We start from the raw sequence: 15561 nt of genomic DNA on the forward strand, positions 1-15561 counted from the left end.
TCTGAATTGTACAACTCAGAACTTGTTATGTACATAACTTCCTCACTTTCCCTTCAGCACCAGGGAAATATGAGCTCAGTCTTATGCCACCCTCTGACATTTCGGGCAGAAGTGTGAACCACGGTTCATGAACGTCACCCGCCGAATGGGTGTGCCGCAACGTGGGCACGGTTTGCCCTGCTGTCCATAGGCGTTGAGGCTGTGGGAGAAGTAACCCGATTCACCGTTCACGTTCACGTATTGCTCGTCGAAGCTGGTGCCACCCTCCCCCAATGCTTTGGTGAGGATTGCTCGCACTGCCTCCAGGAGCTCACGTGCTTTCGCCTTCGACAACGTGTCTGAAGGTTTCTCCCCGTGAATCTTTGCCGCCCACAACGACTCATCGGCATAGATGTTCCCCACGCCGCTAATGAGTGTCTGATCCAGCAAGGCTCTCTTCACGCCTGTGCTTTTCTTGCGCAGCCGCGTGATGAATAGCTCGTCATCAAAGAACGGATTGAGGGGATCCAGCGCGATGTGGGCTGCTTGAGAGGGAACAAGGCCCGAAGGTTGTTCCACCAGTTCATCCACAGCCATCGATCCAAAGATGCGCTGGTCGACGAAGTTAACCACGAGCTGGCCATGCTCTGGATGCGTGATGACGTATTGGATGCGCAAATGGCGATCTGGTGCTGCATCGAGATCTCGTAAGAGAACCTGACCACTCATGCCCAGGTGAGTCACCAGGGCATCGCCTGAGCCCAGAGGGAACCACATGAACTTTCCTCGGCGCTCGGCAGAGAGCACCGTTGCTCCCTGAAGCATGCCGACAAAATCTCCACGTCTCGCGTCATGACGTTTGAGCGAACGTGGATCGAATACCTGAACAGAGTCAATCCGAGCACCGACCAGTGCAGGTTCTAACCCTGCACGCACCACCTCAACTTCGGGAAGCTCAGGCATAGGGAAGTTAGTTCGTCTCGCCGAGCGATGACCACGCAGTGAGGGCAGCTGCCATCTCGGCGTGCTTCTTGCTGGTGCCCGTGCCGGTGGCGGTGACGAGTTCCCCCACGGTGACTGTGGCGGTGAAGACGCGTGCGTGGTCAGGACCTGCTGCTTCAACCGAATACACAGGAACGGCAGTACCCAGCTTGGCAACAGCCTCTTGCAGGCTGGTCTTGGGATCCATTGCTGCACCGAAGCGTTCGGGGTTGTCCAGCAGTGGTTCAATCAGGCGCAGCACGAGGGCATTGGCAACCTCGGGACCTGCGGTGAGATAGGTGGCACCAAAGAGTGCTTCTACGGTGTCAGCCAGGATGGAATCCTTGTTGCGTCCACCGGTGAGTTCTTCGCCATTACCTAAGCGAATGTATTGGCCGAGCTCAATACTGCGAGCCACTTCAGCCAAAGCCAGTGTGGAGACCAAGGAAGCCCGGCGCTTGGCCAGGTCACCCTCATCCAAGTCGGGGTAGTTGGTATAGAGCATGACCGTGACGGCTTGACCCAATACTGAGTCGCCGAGGAATTCCAGGCGCTCGTTGTTGGCAATGCCGCCATGCTCGTAGGCATAGGAGCGGTGCGTCAGGGCAAGCTCGTAGAGCTCCCCGTCCAGGGGTATGCCAAGAGAACTCGAGAGACTCGAGATATCGGTCAGATGACCAGAAGCAGGAGAGCTCATGCTCACTCGCCTATAAGGGTGTGACTAAACGTCAGCTACCTTGCGGCCCTTGTACTCCATGAAGAGTGGGGTGCCGGCAGAGTCTTCAACAACCTTGGCGCGGTGAGGAAGGCTGTAGGAAACCTTGCCGTTAGCGTCAACGCTCTTGACGAGGGTGGCAGCAGTTGCCTTCCACTGGGCACGGCGCATGCGAGTGCTAGCTCGCGACATTTTGCGCTTGGGAACAGCCATGGCTATCTCTTCTCTTCTTACTTACTTCTTTTTACCGGTGCTTGTGTCACCGTTGTCTGCGGAAGCAGTCAGCTGGCTCAGCGCGGCCCATCTCGGGTCAATCGTCTCTTCCAGCGTGGTATCCAGTGGTTCTGCCAAACGCTCACCAGTCTCAGGATCGAGACCAGCACAATCTGGCCGGCAAACCGGCTGGAACGGAAGTGCGAGCACTACCGCTTCCCTGACTAGAGGTTCAAGATCCACGTGGTCGTCGTGAACCTCATAATCAAATGCTTCGTCAACAGAATACGCGAAAAGTTCCTGAAATTCGACTTCGAGGTCCTGCTCGATGGGTTCGAGGCATCTTCCGCACTCTCCCAGAGCTGTTGTTTCGACCTCAGCGGTGACCAAAATACCGTCTCCGAGCGACTCTAAACGCAGGTCAAGGTGGATATTTTCGCCCGCAGGAACAGCAATAATTCCTTCGCCCAACTTTTCAGGCGCAGCAATATCGAGCTCACGCTCGCGGTGCTCACCGGGACGGTGCATGAGGTCATAGACCTCAATGGTGAAGGGGGTTTTGACGAATTTAGCCACGAGACAAGTCTACGCGGATAGTTTCGACGACGCTTTCTGGATCAACTTCTTACCCATGCGCTGCAGTGGTGCCTCGACTAACGTGCGGGCAATGAGCGTGAACAAGATTGACACAATCGTGATGCTCACGGATTCAACCAGGAAGAAGTAGACCCATTTGCCAGGTGGGTAGGCACCACTGGGTGTGCCCAACACAATGTTGGTCCACTGGATCAGGGGCTGGTGGAAAACATACACACCGAAGGAATAGGCGCCCATAATGGACAACACCTTGGCTTTGCGCGTTCCCGGGGTGACTTCGAACTTAGTCAGCTGCAGAATCAGCAGAGCAAAGATGGGGGCAGCGAAGTAGGTGATGTTGTAGCGGTAAGAATCCCAGTGCCAGGCATCTTCGATGAAGAAAAGGGAAACAACCAAACCGACGGAGATAACCAGCATCCACCAGTTACGAAAACGAGATAACTGAGTCAGATACTTGCGCAGCAAGAGTCCCAAGCCAAAGCCGAGAAACGCACGACCCACCGCCTCAAAACCTCGGATAGGTCCGCTGTATTCAATGAAGGACGCATCTGAGGTCAATCCATACCAGAGCATGACGTAGCCAGCGATGACGGCCAGGATGATTCCCATGCCCCACTTCACTGCTGTCAAGGGGGCATAGATGACGTTGGCAATCCACTCAGCAGAGAGGGACCACAGCGGAACGTTGATCGCAATTGCTGAAGCCAACAACACCTGCAGAAGCAGGAAGGCAATGACGAGGATATGAACCCGTTCATCTGCCGGCAATCCCGCCAAGCTGCCATAAGGAGCATTGAAGTTGTCTTTCGCCACCAACACATTGCGTTCCCAGTCAATGGCGATCAACGCAACAATGAGGCTGGTAATGGCCAGTGGCCAAAATCTAAAAACACGCTTAAGAATGAAGATGCCTGATGTGCGGCCCAGCTGCTTGCCGTGCTGAGGCATGCTGGGCCAGAGCACGAAGCCACTGAGGACGAAGAAGAAGTCCACGAAGAGATAGAAGGAAGCCAGCTGCTGGAAATCTGAGGTTGCACTCACCGTGACGTGAAACGCGAGAACACCCAGGGCGGCAACGCCACGCATCCCATCTAGGAGTAAGAAACGGTGCTGTGGTGCAGGGGTCACGTACGTTGTGTCCTCTCAGGAGGGAGTGAGCGGTTGAACCAGAATGGCACATAAACTAGTCAGGTAACACTCGCGGGAGTGGTGAAATTGGTATACACGCCAGATTTAGGTTCTGGTGCCGAGAGGCGTGAGGGTTCAAGTCCCTTCTCCCGTACAAATACTTCTCTAACAACCTCATGAGAAAGAGCACTTATGTTGCACGCCTCGGCACTTGATGGACAGATGACTGATCTGTTCTCACAAGTAGGTGTTGTGGTGTTCTATCTCGTGGTGTGGGGGCTTGTGTTCGCCGGAACCGGCCTCTTTGTTGGCGCCTTCATTCCGTTCATTACCGGTGACTCTCTCCTCTTTGCTGCGGGCCTTGTTACTGCAGCAACTCCGGAACTGAGCGTATGGATATTAGCTCTCGGTGTTGGCATCGCTGCTTTTGTCGGTGACCAGGTTGGTTTCATTTTGGGTCGCCACCTCGGACGCCCCTACCTTGATCGCAAGAGCGGTCCACGGATGAAAAAGATCATCGCCCGGGTGGAGAAGTTCTACAACTCTTACGGTTGGTGGTCTGTCGTCATTGCGCGTTTCATTCCCTGGGCTCGCGTATTTGTTCCCTGGGTTGCCGGCATCGGCAAGATGAACTACTTCAAATTCCTCACCAGCAACTTTGTCGGCGCTCTTGCGTGGGGTGTGGGGCTGACACTTGTGGGCTATTACGCAGCGAGCATCCCCGGCGTGAAGGCAGCTGCCTACGTCATCGCTGGTTTCTTCATCACTGCTTCAGTCATATTCAGCATCCGAACCTGGGTTGTGGAGCGCCGCGACCGTCAGCAAAATCCTGCGAATTAGTTGAAAGCGCGCTCCGAGCCAACAGGTAGGCTGGAACCACTATGCACACCTCGTTGATTCCCTGGCTTGACCCTGCAAACCTGATTGACGGCTTTGGGCCTTATGCCCTCCTCGGTGTGGCATTCATTGTCTTCGCTGAGACCGGCCTCTTGGTTGGGTTTCTCCTTCCTGGAGACACCCTCCTCATCTCGGCTGGTGTCCTCACCGTCACCGACACTTTCGGCGCGAACATCTTTGTTGTGTGTGCTGCCATTAGCGCCGCCGCCTTCATCGGTGGTGAAGTGGGCTATCTGATTGGCCATAAATTCGGCCCCAGTATTTTCGAAAAAAACGAGAGCGGCTTCTTCAGTAAGAAGAATGTCGAACGCACCAACAGCTTCTTCGTTCGCTACGGCGGACTAGCCGTGATCATTGCTCGCTTCGTGCCCGTCGTGCGCACCTTCGCCCCTGTGGCAGCTGGTGTGGGTCACATGAACTACAAAAAGTACACCCTCTATAACCTCATCGGTGCCATCATCTGGGGTTCCGGTCTGACCGCACTGGGTTATGGCGTGGGACACATTCCCGTCGTCGCGGCATTCGTTCAGGACTACATCGACATCGTTCTGCTCGGAGTCGTTGTCATCGTGTTGATCCCCAGCGTTTACCACTACATCCAGGCCGTGATGAAGGCTCGTCGTGCCAAGAAGGAAGCTGCACACAAGCACTCCCCTGAAGCACTCAAGGTCACTCACGACGAGGCAGAGAAGCTCGCTCTCAAGCCTGACGTGTTCTCACAGAAGCACGACGGTCAGCACGAGCCTGACGTCACCACGAAGTAGGAAAAGCTATGTCCGCTCCTGAGGTGTTGCGTCTGACTGCGTTCAGCGACGACCCCGAAGGCGGTAACCCTGCCGGAGTCGTTCTCAACGCCGAGGGTATGAGCGATGCAGAGATGCTTTCTGTCGCCCACGAAGTGGGGTATTCCGAAACTGCCTTCCTCTTTCCCCACAAGGACAGAGAGAACAGCTACCAGATTCGCTACTTCACCCCCGAAGCAGAAGTTGCTTTCTGTGGCCATGCCACGATTGCTTCGGGAGTTGTGTTGGGCCGCGAATACGGTGATGGAGTCTATGAACTGAGCACCAATGCAGGCCCGGTTGAAGTTGATGTCACCGTGGCAGGACGTTCCGTCGTTGCCACGCTCACTTCTCCCCCAGCAACATTGCAGCCATTGGATCCCGACCTGGTCTACGACATCCTGGATGCACTGGATTGGGATGAGTCTGATCTGGACACCCGCTTCACTCCTGCCGTTGGCTTCGTGGGTAATGCCCACCCCATCTTGGTCTTAGACAGCCGCGAGACACTCGCCTCGATGGACTACGACTTTGATGTGCTCGGTGACCTGATGAAGGAACACGGCTGGACCACCATCCAGCTGGCCTATCCCGACGAGGGCGACCCTCACGGTCGCAGATGGCACTCACGCAACCCCGCACCATCCGTGGGTATCTATGAAGACCCCGCAACCGGTTCTGCCGCTGCCGCACTGGGTGCTTACTTTCGCGACACAGGTGTCTATGGTTCAGGTGACCACGTCACGATTTTCCAAGGCGATGACATGGGGCGTCCCAGCTCCATCATGCTCACCATTGGTGGTTCCAGAATGAAGATTTCTGGCACCGCTACCGATCTGAACTAGCTAAAGAGTTCCGCAGGAACATCCTTTTCATCATTCACGATGGCTGCCACGATGCGTGCAGCCACAGCATCAGGATCTAAGCCCTGAGGCATCGTGGGAGCAACACCGGCAATAGCCCTGGATGCAAGACCAGTTTCGGTGTGAGGTGGACGCGTGTCCAGCACACGAATGCCTTCACGGCGAAGTTCACGCTGCGTGGCAGAGACGAAGGACTTCAGCCCTGCCTTGCTCGCGCCATACGCCGCCATGCCTGCCGTGGGCATATCTGCGATGACGCCGGAGATGGTGAGCACAAACGGTTCACGACCCGCGGCCTTGGACGCTAACAGCGCGGGGATGGCAGAGGTGATGAGTTCAATGGGACTGGTCTGGTTCAATGCTTGCAAAGTTCCCAGAGTCTGAGAATCAAGCTCGACAACAGGGCCAAATGCCACCACACCATGCGCGGCAACGACGCCGTCAAGTTGTCCTGCTGACGTCACGGTCTGAATGAGTGACGCCGCTGCACCAGGCAGAGAGAGATCAAGAGTGAACAGCTCTGCGGGAATTCCAAGAGCTTGCAGTTTGTCTGCATCACGCCCGGTGAGCACCAACTGAGCACCCTGTGCGGCGAAGTGCCCGGCAATACGTGATCCCAGAGCTCCGGTGGCTCCGGTAACGAGAATTCGTGCGCCAGAAAGTTCAGTCATGAGCTGAGTCTGTCAGCTAACGCCTGCAGTGCGCGAGAGCGGTGGCTGAGTTTGTTTTTCTCTGCCGGGTCCAGAATCGCTGCCGTGACCTCAAAGCCTTCAGGAATAAACACAGGGTCGTAACCAAAACCGTTCACACCGTGAACCTCACGGGCGATTGTGCCGGGCCAGTTTCCCACCACGACAAACTCTTCCTGGGTCTCAGGAATCACCACAGCGATGTGGCAGGTGAAGTGAGCTCCACGGTCGCTGTCTCGCACATCGCTCATCTGATCCAGCAGCAGCTGCACGTTAGCTGCGTTGTCTTTGGCATTACCTGCCCAGCGTGCCGAGAAGATTCCGGGCATGCCACCCAAGACATCGACACAAATGCCGGAGTCGTCAGAGAGGGACGGCAGGCCGGTGTGTGCTGCCGCCGCACGCGCTTTGATCAGCGCGTTCTCGGCAAAGCTCACACCATCTTCGATGGGCTCAGGGCCGTCATAACCGATGACGTTGATGCCGGGAACGAGCTCGCCGAGTATCGCGTTGAATTCCTCAATCTTGTGCTGATTGTGGGTAGCGAGCACGAAGGTGTTCATGAGTTAGGCAAGTGCCTGACGCTGGAAGTTGGTGAGGTCTTCAGCACCAGCAACGGCCAAATCAAGCAGAGCGGTGAGCTCGTTGCGATCGAAGGGTGCACCTTCGGCGGTGCCCTGAACCTCAACGAACAGTCCGCGACCAGTGACCACGACATTCATGTCGGTCTCTGCGCGGACATCCTCGACATAGGCGAGGTCGAGCATGGGGGTGCCATCAATGATGCCCACCGAGACAGCAGCAACACTGTCAATGAGGGGTTCGGCACTCTTAGGGATGAGGTTGTTGTCCTTGCCCCACTGAATGGCTTCGGCGAGCGCAACATAGGCGCCGGTAATGGCTGCGGTGCGAGTGCCACCATCTGCCTGGAGAACGTCGCAGTCGATCACGATGGTGTTTTCACCGAGGGCCTTAGTGTTGACCACGGCACGCAGCGAACGACCAATCAAACGCGAGATCTCATGGGTGCGACCACCAATCTTGCCCTTGACTGCTTCGCGGTCCATGCGGGAGTTGGTGGAGCGAGGAATCATCGCGTATTCGGCGGTGACCCAGCCTTTACCTTTGCCGGTCATCCAGCGGGGAACGCCACTGGTGAAGGAAGCCGTGCAGAGCACCTTGGTCTTACCAAAGGAGATCAGCGCGGAACCTTCAGCCTGTTCGCTCCAGCCGCGCTCGATAGTGATTTCACGAAGCTGGTTAACGGCGCGGCCGTCGGCACGAGTGATGTTCTCTGACATGGGTTCCTTTAGGTGAGGGGAAGATCGATAGCACCGGTGGGGGTGTAATCCACGGTGAGGACTTGGGGGCCAAGGAACAACGAGGACAAACGCAGGAACTCTGCGGTGTTATCTCCCGTTGCTTCATAGCGATAGGTGGGAGGTGTGGGGTCTACGCGGTCGAGCTCTCGGTTCACCAGTTCGCGGTAGACGTCCTTGGCGGTTTCGTTGTCGCTGGCTACCAGTCGAACGTGATCTCCCATGACATAGGAGATGGCTCCACGGAGGAAGGGGTAGTGGGTGCAACCGAGGACCAAGGTGTCAATGTCTGCCTTGATGAGGGGCTGCAGATACTCACGGGCTACCCGAAGAACGTCAGCACCGCTGGTCTGGCCAGCTTCAACGAATTCGACGAAACGAGGTGCTGCCTGGGTGAAGAGCTCCAGGTGAGGTGCTGCGGCAAAGGCGTCGTTGTAAGCACGAGAGGTAATGGTGGCGTCGGTGGCAATCACGCCAATGCGGTTGTTACGCGTCGCTGCGAGCGCACCGCGTACCGCAGGCTGAATCACTTCCACCACAGGAACGTCATAACGCTCACGGGCATCGCGCAACATCGCAGCACTGGCGGTGTTGCAAGCAATGACCAGCATCTTGACGCCCTGCTCAACCAGATTGTCAAGCACATTCAGGGCATACGTGCGGACATCCGCGATGCTTTTGGTGCCATAGGGCGAGTGAGCGGTGTCACCGATGTAAATGATCGATTCGTGAGGCAGAGAGTCACGGATTGCCCGGGCAACGGTGAGGCCACCAACTCCGGAGTCAAAGACACCGATGGGGGCGTTGCGGTTGAACTTCCCGCTAGTCATTCGCCATCTTCTCGTAGATGTCTTTACAGGTCTGGCAGACCGGGAACTTGTCGGGGTCACGACCCGGAGTCCACTTTTTTCCGCAGAGAGCCTTGACGGGTTTGCCCGAGAGAGCCGACTTCAAGATGTCGTCTTTCTTCACGTAGTGAGAGAAACGATCGTGATCGCCATCTTCTAACTGCTCATTCCGCAGGAGTTCTTCGAGCTCACGGTCCAGGGTTGCGGTGCCGCCACCGGTCTCCAGTGGAGTGCCATCAGGGAATGTCGAGCTCATATGCCAATTCTATGAGGCGGAAGCCCCCTGAGTGAACCCTGTGAAAATGGACACGAATGAGCAACAAAGTGCCGAAATGTCTGGATTTTTCGGGTAAACGCCGGGTAAACTGAAGGAGACATAACGGGGTGTCGTATCTATCGACATTTTCTGATGCCCGTTTTGCTTTCTTCCCTGGTGCATCGAATACACCACACAAGGAGATTTATCGTGACTACGCAGGTTGTCATTCTTGCTGCAGGCATGGGTAGCCGTTTGGGCCGCTCACTTCCTAAGCCCCTGACTGAACTCAGCGACGGCCGCACCATCATGCAGCAGCAGATGGAAAACATTCGCTTCGCTTTCGGTGCAGACGCACACATCACTGTTGTTGTCGGCTACAAGCTCGAGCACATCATCGAGGCTTTCCCCGACGTGAACTTTGTTTACAACGAGCAGTACGACACCACCAACACCTCCAAGTCGCTCATGCGCGCACTGCGTGCATCCAGCACGGGTGGCGTTCTATGGATGAACGGTGACGTGGTCTTCGACCCCGCAGCTCTCGTGCGTGCATCTGAACTGATCGTGCGCGACCAGTCCTTCGTCTCTGTGAACACTTCTTCCGTCTCAGACGAAGAGGTCAAGTACACCACCACTGCCGAGGGTTACATCAAGGAACTCTCCAAGACCGTCAAGGGCGGCCTGGGCGAGGCAGTAGGTATCAACTACATCTCCGCTAAGGACAAGGCAGTTCTGCTGCGTCAGCTCACCAAGGTGAACGACCAGGATTACTTCGAGCGTGGCCTTGAGCTCGCTATCGAGCAGGATGGTGTCTTGGTTGAGCCTGTTGACATCTCTGACCTCTACGCCGTCGAAATCGACTTCGCTGAGGACCTCGAGCGCGCCAACCTCTTCGTTTAACCTCTCAGGCTCTAACTAGCCGTAGGCTCGTATTTCGTGAGCGCATCTGTGGAACAGTCACCGTATCAACGGTCTTCTTTCGCGCGCTATCGTCACGCCCTCTGGCTGCTGACTCGTCGCGACCTCAAGGTTCGCTACTCCACCAGTGCACTGGGATATCTCTGGTCGATTCTTGATCCCTTGATCATGAGTGGCATCTACTGGTTCATCTTCACCCAGGTGTTCCAGCGCGCTGCCGGCACAGAGCCCTACATCGTCTTCCTGCTGGCCGGACTCCTGCCGTGGATGTGGTTCAACGGTGCCGTCTCGGACTCGACACGTGCTTTCCTGAAGTCAGCCAAGCTTGTTCGCTCCACAGCAATCCCCCGCAGCATTTGGGTTGCCAGCATTGTGTTGGGTAAGGGTATTGAGTTCCTGTTTGCACTCCCGGTCCTCGCCTTGTTTGCCATATTTGCCGGAGCTCAACTCAGCTGGGAGGTTGTCTTCTTCCCCCTGGCTATCCTTGTGCAAGCCATCCTCAGCTTCGGTATCGGCCTGATCGTGGCACCACTGGTGGTGTTCTTCAGGGACCTCGAACGTGCCATCAAGTTGGTGCTGCGCTTCTTGTTCTATGCATCGCCGATTATTTATGCCTTTGGTGATTTGCCTGCTGCAATTCAGCCGTGGGCAGCTTTCAACCCTCTTGCCGGCATCTTTGATCTCTATCGCGCAGCGTTCTTCCCCCAAGAACTGAACTGGACAGTTGTGGGCATTTCTGCCACCATGTCTCTCGCAATTTTGGCTGTGGGTCTGTGGGTCTTCAAACGTGCCGAACGATCCGTTTTGAAGGAGATCTAATGACTTCTTCTGCTGTGATTACTGTGACCGACGCCGGCATCCGCTTTCGTCGCAACCACAAGGGGCGTCGCTCCTTCAAGGACCTGTTCTCCACCAAGGCACGTCGTTCTAAGCCCAATGAGTTCTGGGCTCTCCAGCACGTCAGCTTTGAGGTTCACCCTGGTGAAGCCATCGGCGTGGTGGGACGTAATGGTCAGGGCAAGTCGACACTGCTCAAGCTGGTGGCTAACGTACTCATCCCCGATGAGGGTTCCGTCAATGTCAATGCTGGTGTTGCTCCCCTGATTGAAATTACCGGTGGGTTCGTCGATGACCTCACGGTCCGTGACAACGTCTATCTCACCGCAGGTTTGCACGGCATGACCCGTGAGCAGGTGGCAGCGAAGTTCGATGACATCATCGAATTCGCCGAGATCGAAGACTTCCTTGATACCCCCTACAAGCACCTCTCCAGCGGAATGAAAGTGCGCTTGGCATTCTCAGTGGTCACGAGCCTGGAAGAACCAGTTCTGCTCGTGGACGAAGTTCTTGCCGTGGGTGATAAGTCATTCCGCAACAAGTGTTACCGCCGCATTGAAGAGATGCTGGCTGAAGGCCGCACCCTCTTCTTCGTTTCACACAGCGAAGGCGACTTGCGCCGCTTCTGCAGTCGAGGCCTCTACCTCGACAAGGGATCCCTCAAACTCGATGGGCCCATCGAAGCAGTCCTCGATGCCTACAACGAGGACTACCCCGGTCTCTAAGCCTTAGCTAAATGCGTTGAGTCCAGTCAAAGCTCGACCAACCACGAGCTGGTGAATCTCATCGGTGCCCTCATAGGTGCGCACGGATTCCAGGTTGGCCATGTGACGCATGACGGGGAATTCTCCCGTGATGCCATCGCCGCCAAGGATAGTGCGCGCTTCGCGCGCAATCTTGAGAGCTTCGCGCACACTGTTGAGCTTGCCCACACTGATTTGTGCCAGGTTGAGCGTTCCAGCATCTTTCTGGCGGCCAATGTGGAGGGCAAGGAGAACACCCTTCTCGTATTCGAGTGTCATGTCCGCGAGCTTGGCCTGAGTTAGTTGGAATGAGCCAATGGGCTTGCCAAATACCTCACGCTCCTTCGAACGAATAATTGCTGCATCCAGACATGCTCGAGCTGCACCCATAGCGCCCCAAATGATGCCGTATCGAGCCTCGTTGAGACAGCCGAAGGGCCCGGAGAGGCCCTTGGCACCCGGCAAGATTGCATCTGCAGGCACGGTCACATTGTCGAGTTCAATCTCGCACTGGATCGACGCACGCATCGAGAGCTTGCCATCAATGGCGGTTGCTGTGAAGCCTGGTGTGTCAGTGGGAACAATGAAGCCGCGCACGCCTTCATCAGTCATCGCCCAGATAATTGCCAGATCTGCGAGGGTGGCCAAACCGATCCAGCGCTTGGCACCGTTGATCACCCACGTTTCCCCCACCCTGGTGGCGGTGGTGAGCATGTTGGCAGGATCACTACCACCCTGTGGTTCGGTCAGGCCGAAGCAACCGAGCTTCTCCCCCTTAGCCATCTGAGGCAGCCAGTAGTTCTTCTGTTCTTCGGTGCCGTATTTGTAAATCGCTGACATGGCCAGTGATCCCATGACGGAGATGAACGTGCGCCACCCGCTGTCGACAGCTTCTGTCTCGAGACAGACCAGGCCGTAGCTGACAGCTGATGCTCCCGCGCAACCGTAACCCTTGAGGTGCATACCCAGGAAGCCCTGCTCAGCAATGAGGGGAATGAGTTCCTTGCGGAAGTACTTCTTGTCGAAGTCGTCCTCGATAACCGGACGAATGTGAGTTTGTGCGAATGTACGAGCCTTCATGGCCCATTCGATTTCGTCAGGCTGCAAAATCGCGTGGAGATCGAAGACCTCATCCATCACAGAAACTTCGGGGAATTCAGCGGTACTCATTGTTTTCCTTCACTACTCATCCGACGGCTTCTCATCGAGCCAGCGGACATCTTCACTATGCTCTCCCAGCGAGGGTGGAGCAAGCCTGTAACTGGCACCTCGTCCAGGAATATGGATGGGGTTCACCACCTGCCGGAAGGTGTGATCACCATCGGCAGTGGGGATATCCACCACAGCATTGAGCTCCAGTGTGTCTGCAAATTCAAAGGCTTCCGGCAGTGTGTTGACCAACCCGGAAGGAACACCTTGAGTACTCAGCAGCTCCACCCAGTGCGTTCCTGGTTGAGTCTTCAAGACTTCTTCAAGAAGTGCACGGAGTTCTTCCCGGTGCGTGGCACGGCTGGGATTATCAGTAAAACGTGGGTCTGTAGTGAGGTGTTCAATTCCAAGAAGTCGAACCAAAGTATGGAACTGTTTGTCATTGCCCACCGCAATAAGTAGTGGTCGGTCCCCTGCGTCATAGAGCTCATAGGGAGAAATGCTGGGGTGGGCATTTCCCAAACGAACCGGAGTCACCCCGGCGTTCAGGGCTGCTGATGCCTGGTTTGTCATGGCCGCCAACAAGGTCGTCATCAGGTCTACGTGAATGAGTTGCCCTTTCCACTGACCGGGCTCGGCATGGGCACGTGCTGTGAGCGCAAGCAAGATTCCTTGCACGGCATTCATACCGGTCATGATGTCAATCAAAGCCACACCCACTTTGGTGGGACCACCGTCTTGAGGACCGGTGACACTCATCAAGCCACCGAGTGCCTGCACCAGAAGGTCATAGCCAGCAAGACTGGCACCCTTGCCCGAGCCAAACCCGGTGATGGAACAGTAAATAATTCCCGGATTGATCTTCTGGGCTTCTTCGAAGTTGAAACCCAGCTTGGTCATCACGCCAGGTCGAAAGTTTTCAATCACCACATCTGCGGTGGCCAGAAGTTCCTGAGCCTTGGCTTTGCCCTCCTGCGTGCGGAGGTCGAGAATGACGGATCGCTTATTGCGATTAACGCTGGAGAAATAGGTGGAAACACCCTGCCCGTCTACGGGTGGACGCCAGCCACGAGTGTCATCACCATCAGCACTTTCAATCTTGATGACATCAGCGCCAAAGTCCGCCAAGGTCATCGTGGCGTAGGGGCCGGCAAGGACACGAGAAAAGTCGAGGACCCGTATTCCTGCAAGGATGCCACCATCGGCATGAGCTGGTGTTGCCATATCGCCATCCTACGCTCGCTCGCTGAGTCGTTTGGGCAAGAATGACCTCTACTCGCACCCGCGAGTGACCGAAACTTGCATCACCTGTGAAGGTTCGCCTGAACAAGGGCCACTACGTCCTGGGCGCAGCCCCACGACAGCGTGTAACCGGCACCACCGTGACCATAGTTATGGATGAGCACACCACCGTCAACCTTCTCAGCCTCAAGTCGAACCTCGTCTCGGGCAGGGCGTAAGCCCACCTTCACATCAAGAACAGTCACGTTCTCAAAGTCTGGGGAAAGGGCGGCAACTTTGCGCAAAATGTCTGCTGTGTCAGCAGGATCTTCTTCGGTGTTCCAGTTATGTGCTTGAGTTGTGCCACCAAGGACAACATCGTCGATACGTGGCGCGATGAGGGAAAGCCCAGAAGCCGTCTCAGAGACCACAATGTCAGAGAAAGAGTTCAAAGCTGCGCGCACTACCTGACCTCGAACGGGATACACCTTTTCATCAGAACAGAGCTCTCGTGAACCTAAACCAGTGCAGTTAATCACCAGTGGATTGACCGCAAATGCTTCACCAAAGTCGTACAGCTCTCGAACGGTGAGCACTCCACCTAGTTCTGAGAAAACATCCACTAACCAGCGCATATAGACCTCGCTGTCCATTAGCACAACGTCAGTCTGATACCCATCGACATAGCCAGGTGGAAGTTCTTCGGGACAAACATGGCGGTAAGAATCCACTGCCTCTGCCCACCAAGGTTCCCCTACGGGTTCCTCAAATAACTCGAGAAAGCTTCGAACGATGCACCCACTTCGTGGATCTGGAAGTGCATGTTCCTTGAGATAGTCGTGAGTGTTCTTACTCCAGGTAATTGCTTTATTGCGAGGCTGGCACAGATACGGATACCACAATGCCGCTGCCACATCACTGGTGGTGTGAGGGGGAATATCTTTTGCCCATACTTCGACGCTGTAGCCCTGCTTGAGCAGCAGAATTCCCACAGACAATCCCGAAACCCCGGCACCGACGACAAGTACATCGGAAGATGTTGTCATCGTGCCCTCCATCTGGTTTCTATCAATACTTCATTATGGTCACGTGCAGGTGAAGTTACTCTCTGCGCGAAAGCAGGCTTCACAAACATAGTGGGTCCAGCTTTTTGTCATAGTGTTGGACTCGTTCGAATTACGAAAGGTCTTCACATGGAAATTCGCATTGGCATGATCAACACTTCTCGTGAGATTGGTCTGGAGACTTCTCAATCTTTGGCTGAGGTCGAAGCACTCGTCTCGAACGCCCTCACCGGCAGCGACCCACTGTTGAAGCTGTCAGATGACAAGGGCAAGGTGTACCTCATCGCCGCAGGCAATATCGCATTTGTTGAGGTTGGATCTGACCAGAGCCGACGCGTCGGTTTCGTGGGCTAATACTC

Annotated in this window: 20 protein-coding genes and 1 tRNA gene; 8 read left to right on the forward strand and 13 right to left on the reverse strand. The window is 55.6% G+C overall.

What is annotated here, in order from left to right:
• Window positions 1–81: 81 nt before the first annotated feature.
• The 5 genes from mutM to AURMO_RS05700 are packed head-to-tail and all read right to left on the reverse strand — an operon-like array spanning window position 82 to window position 3613.
• A complete protein-coding gene (gene mutM / locus AURMO_RS05680; protein WP_110233891.1) occupies window positions 82–942 on the reverse strand; it encodes a bifunctional DNA-formamidopyrimidine glycosylase/DNA-(apurinic or apyrimidinic site) lyase in 861 nt (286 codons plus the stop codon).
• Window positions 943–949: 7 nt separating this feature from the next.
• Complete coding sequence (gene rnc, locus AURMO_RS05685; protein WP_110233893.1) at window positions 950–1657, reverse strand: ribonuclease III; 708 nt, start codon at window positions 1655–1657, stop codon at window positions 950–952.
• A gap of 24 nt (window positions 1658–1681) precedes the next feature.
• On the reverse strand, window positions 1682–1888 hold the full coding sequence (gene rpmF / locus AURMO_RS05690; RefSeq protein WP_110233896.1) for a 50S ribosomal protein L32: 207 nt from the start codon (window positions 1886–1888) through the stop codon (window positions 1682–1684).
• Window positions 1889–1909: 21 nt separating this feature from the next.
• Window positions 1910–2416 carry a YceD family protein gene (locus AURMO_RS05695; RefSeq protein ID WP_110234889.1) on the reverse strand — a complete coding sequence of 169 codons (507 nt, stop codon included), beginning with the start codon at window positions 2414–2416 and terminating at the stop codon, window positions 1910–1912.
• Window positions 2417–2473: 57 nt separating this feature from the next.
• On the reverse strand, window positions 2474–3613 hold the full coding sequence (locus tag AURMO_RS05700) for an acyltransferase family protein (RefSeq protein ID WP_110233898.1): 1140 nt from the start codon (window positions 3611–3613) through the stop codon (window positions 2474–2476).
• A gap of 72 nt (window positions 3614–3685) precedes the next feature.
• Here AURMO_RS05700 and AURMO_RS05705 point away from each other — a divergent pair.
• The 4 genes from AURMO_RS05705 to AURMO_RS05720 all read left to right on the forward strand — a co-directional run bounded on the left by AURMO_RS05705 (window position 3686) and on the right by AURMO_RS05720 (window position 6137).
• Window positions 3686–3767 (forward strand) — tRNA-Leu (locus AURMO_RS05705).
• A gap of 38 nt (window positions 3768–3805) precedes the next feature.
• A complete protein-coding gene (locus AURMO_RS05710) occupies window positions 3806–4453 on the forward strand; it encodes a DedA family protein (RefSeq protein WP_239406802.1) in 648 nt (215 codons plus the stop codon).
• A 41-nt stretch (window positions 4454–4494) separates the two neighbouring features.
• Window positions 4495–5274: a DedA family protein gene (locus AURMO_RS05715; protein WP_110233900.1), complete on the forward strand. Its 780-nt coding sequence runs from the start codon at window positions 4495–4497 to the stop codon at window positions 5272–5274.
• An 8-nt stretch (window positions 5275–5282) separates the two neighbouring features.
• On the forward strand, window positions 5283–6137 hold the full coding sequence (locus tag AURMO_RS05720) for a PhzF family phenazine biosynthesis protein (RefSeq protein ID WP_110233902.1): 855 nt from the start codon (window positions 5283–5285) through the stop codon (window positions 6135–6137).
• On the opposite strand, the gene AURMO_RS05725 is transcribed toward AURMO_RS05720, so the two are convergent.
• From AURMO_RS05725 to AURMO_RS05745, 5 genes are read right to left on the reverse strand one after another with little or no spacing between them, the layout of a single operon-like run.
• Complete coding sequence (locus tag AURMO_RS05725; protein WP_110233904.1) at window positions 6134–6826, reverse strand: SDR family NAD(P)-dependent oxidoreductase; 693 nt, start codon at window positions 6824–6826, stop codon at window positions 6134–6136. The genes AURMO_RS05720 and AURMO_RS05725 overlap by 4 nt on opposite strands.
• Window positions 6823–7407, reverse strand: coding sequence for an RdgB/HAM1 family non-canonical purine NTP pyrophosphatase (gene rdgB / locus AURMO_RS05730; protein ID WP_110233906.1), 585 nt, complete (start codon window positions 7405–7407; stop codon window positions 6823–6825). Before rdgB ends, AURMO_RS05725 begins: the two co-directional genes overlap by 4 nt.
• Window positions 7408–7410: 3 nt before the next feature.
• Window positions 7411–8145 (reverse strand): ribonuclease PH, encoded by a 735-nt coding sequence (rph, locus tag AURMO_RS05735; protein WP_110233908.1) that lies wholly within the window; start codon window positions 8143–8145, stop codon window positions 7411–7413.
• Between the two features lie 8 nt (window positions 8146–8153).
• Window positions 8154–8993, reverse strand: coding sequence for a glutamate racemase (gene murI / locus AURMO_RS05740; RefSeq protein WP_110233911.1), 840 nt, complete (start codon window positions 8991–8993; stop codon window positions 8154–8156).
• The gene (locus tag AURMO_RS05745) at window positions 8986–9267 is read right to left on the reverse strand and encodes a DUF3039 domain-containing protein (protein ID WP_110233914.1); all 282 of its coding nucleotides are present in this window, start codon (window positions 9265–9267) and stop codon (window positions 8986–8988) included. The genes murI and AURMO_RS05745 overlap by 8 nt, the downstream gene beginning before the upstream one ends.
• Before the next feature lie 210 nt (window positions 9268–9477).
• On the opposite strand from AURMO_RS05745, the gene AURMO_RS05750 reads away from it, so the two are divergent.
• Genes AURMO_RS05750 through AURMO_RS05760 form a run of 3 tightly spaced genes read left to right on the forward strand, consistent with a single transcriptional unit; the run spans window position 9478 to window position 11750 of the window.
• Window positions 9478–10170 carry a phosphocholine cytidylyltransferase family protein gene (locus AURMO_RS05750; RefSeq protein WP_110233916.1) on the forward strand — a complete coding sequence of 231 codons (693 nt, stop codon included), beginning with the start codon at window positions 9478–9480 and terminating at the stop codon, window positions 10168–10170.
• A gap of 36 nt (window positions 10171–10206) precedes the next feature.
• Window positions 10207–11007 carry an ABC transporter permease gene (locus tag AURMO_RS05755; protein WP_239406803.1) on the forward strand — a complete coding sequence of 267 codons (801 nt, stop codon included), beginning with the start codon at window positions 10207–10209 and terminating at the stop codon, window positions 11005–11007.
• Window positions 11007–11750 carry an ABC transporter ATP-binding protein gene (locus tag AURMO_RS05760; RefSeq protein WP_110233921.1) on the forward strand — a complete coding sequence of 248 codons (744 nt, stop codon included), beginning with the start codon at window positions 11007–11009 and terminating at the stop codon, window positions 11748–11750. The genes AURMO_RS05755 and AURMO_RS05760 overlap by 1 nt, the downstream gene beginning before the upstream one ends.
• A 3-nt stretch (window positions 11751–11753) precedes the next feature.
• Here AURMO_RS05760 and AURMO_RS05765 read toward each other — a convergent pair whose 3' ends face one another.
• The 3 genes from AURMO_RS05765 to AURMO_RS05775 all read right to left on the reverse strand — a co-directional run bounded on the left by AURMO_RS05765 (window position 11754) and on the right by AURMO_RS05775 (window position 15184).
• Window positions 11754–12938, reverse strand: coding sequence for an acyl-CoA dehydrogenase family protein (locus AURMO_RS05765; protein WP_110233923.1), 1185 nt, complete (start codon window positions 12936–12938; stop codon window positions 11754–11756).
• Window positions 12939–12950: 12 nt separating this feature from the next.
• On the reverse strand, window positions 12951–14141 hold the full coding sequence (locus tag AURMO_RS05770) for a CaiB/BaiF CoA transferase family protein (RefSeq protein WP_204163596.1): 1191 nt from the start codon (window positions 14139–14141) through the stop codon (window positions 12951–12953).
• An 80-nt stretch (window positions 14142–14221) separates the two neighbouring features.
• Entirely contained in the window at window positions 14222–15184 is a 963-nt protein-coding gene (locus AURMO_RS05775; RefSeq protein WP_162532686.1) for an FAD-dependent oxidoreductase, read from the reverse strand.
• Between the two features lie 147 nt (window positions 15185–15331).
• Between AURMO_RS05775 and AURMO_RS05780 the strand changes: the two genes are divergently transcribed.
• On the forward strand, window positions 15332–15556 hold the full coding sequence (locus AURMO_RS05780) for a DUF3107 domain-containing protein (RefSeq protein WP_110233927.1): 225 nt from the start codon (window positions 15332–15334) through the stop codon (window positions 15554–15556).
• Window positions 15557–15561 lie beyond the last annotated feature (5 nt).

The sequence above is a fragment of the Aurantimicrobium photophilum genome (assembly GCF_003194085.1).
Taxonomy (GTDB): Bacteria; Actinomycetota; Actinomycetes; order Actinomycetales; family Microbacteriaceae; genus Aurantimicrobium; species Aurantimicrobium photophilum.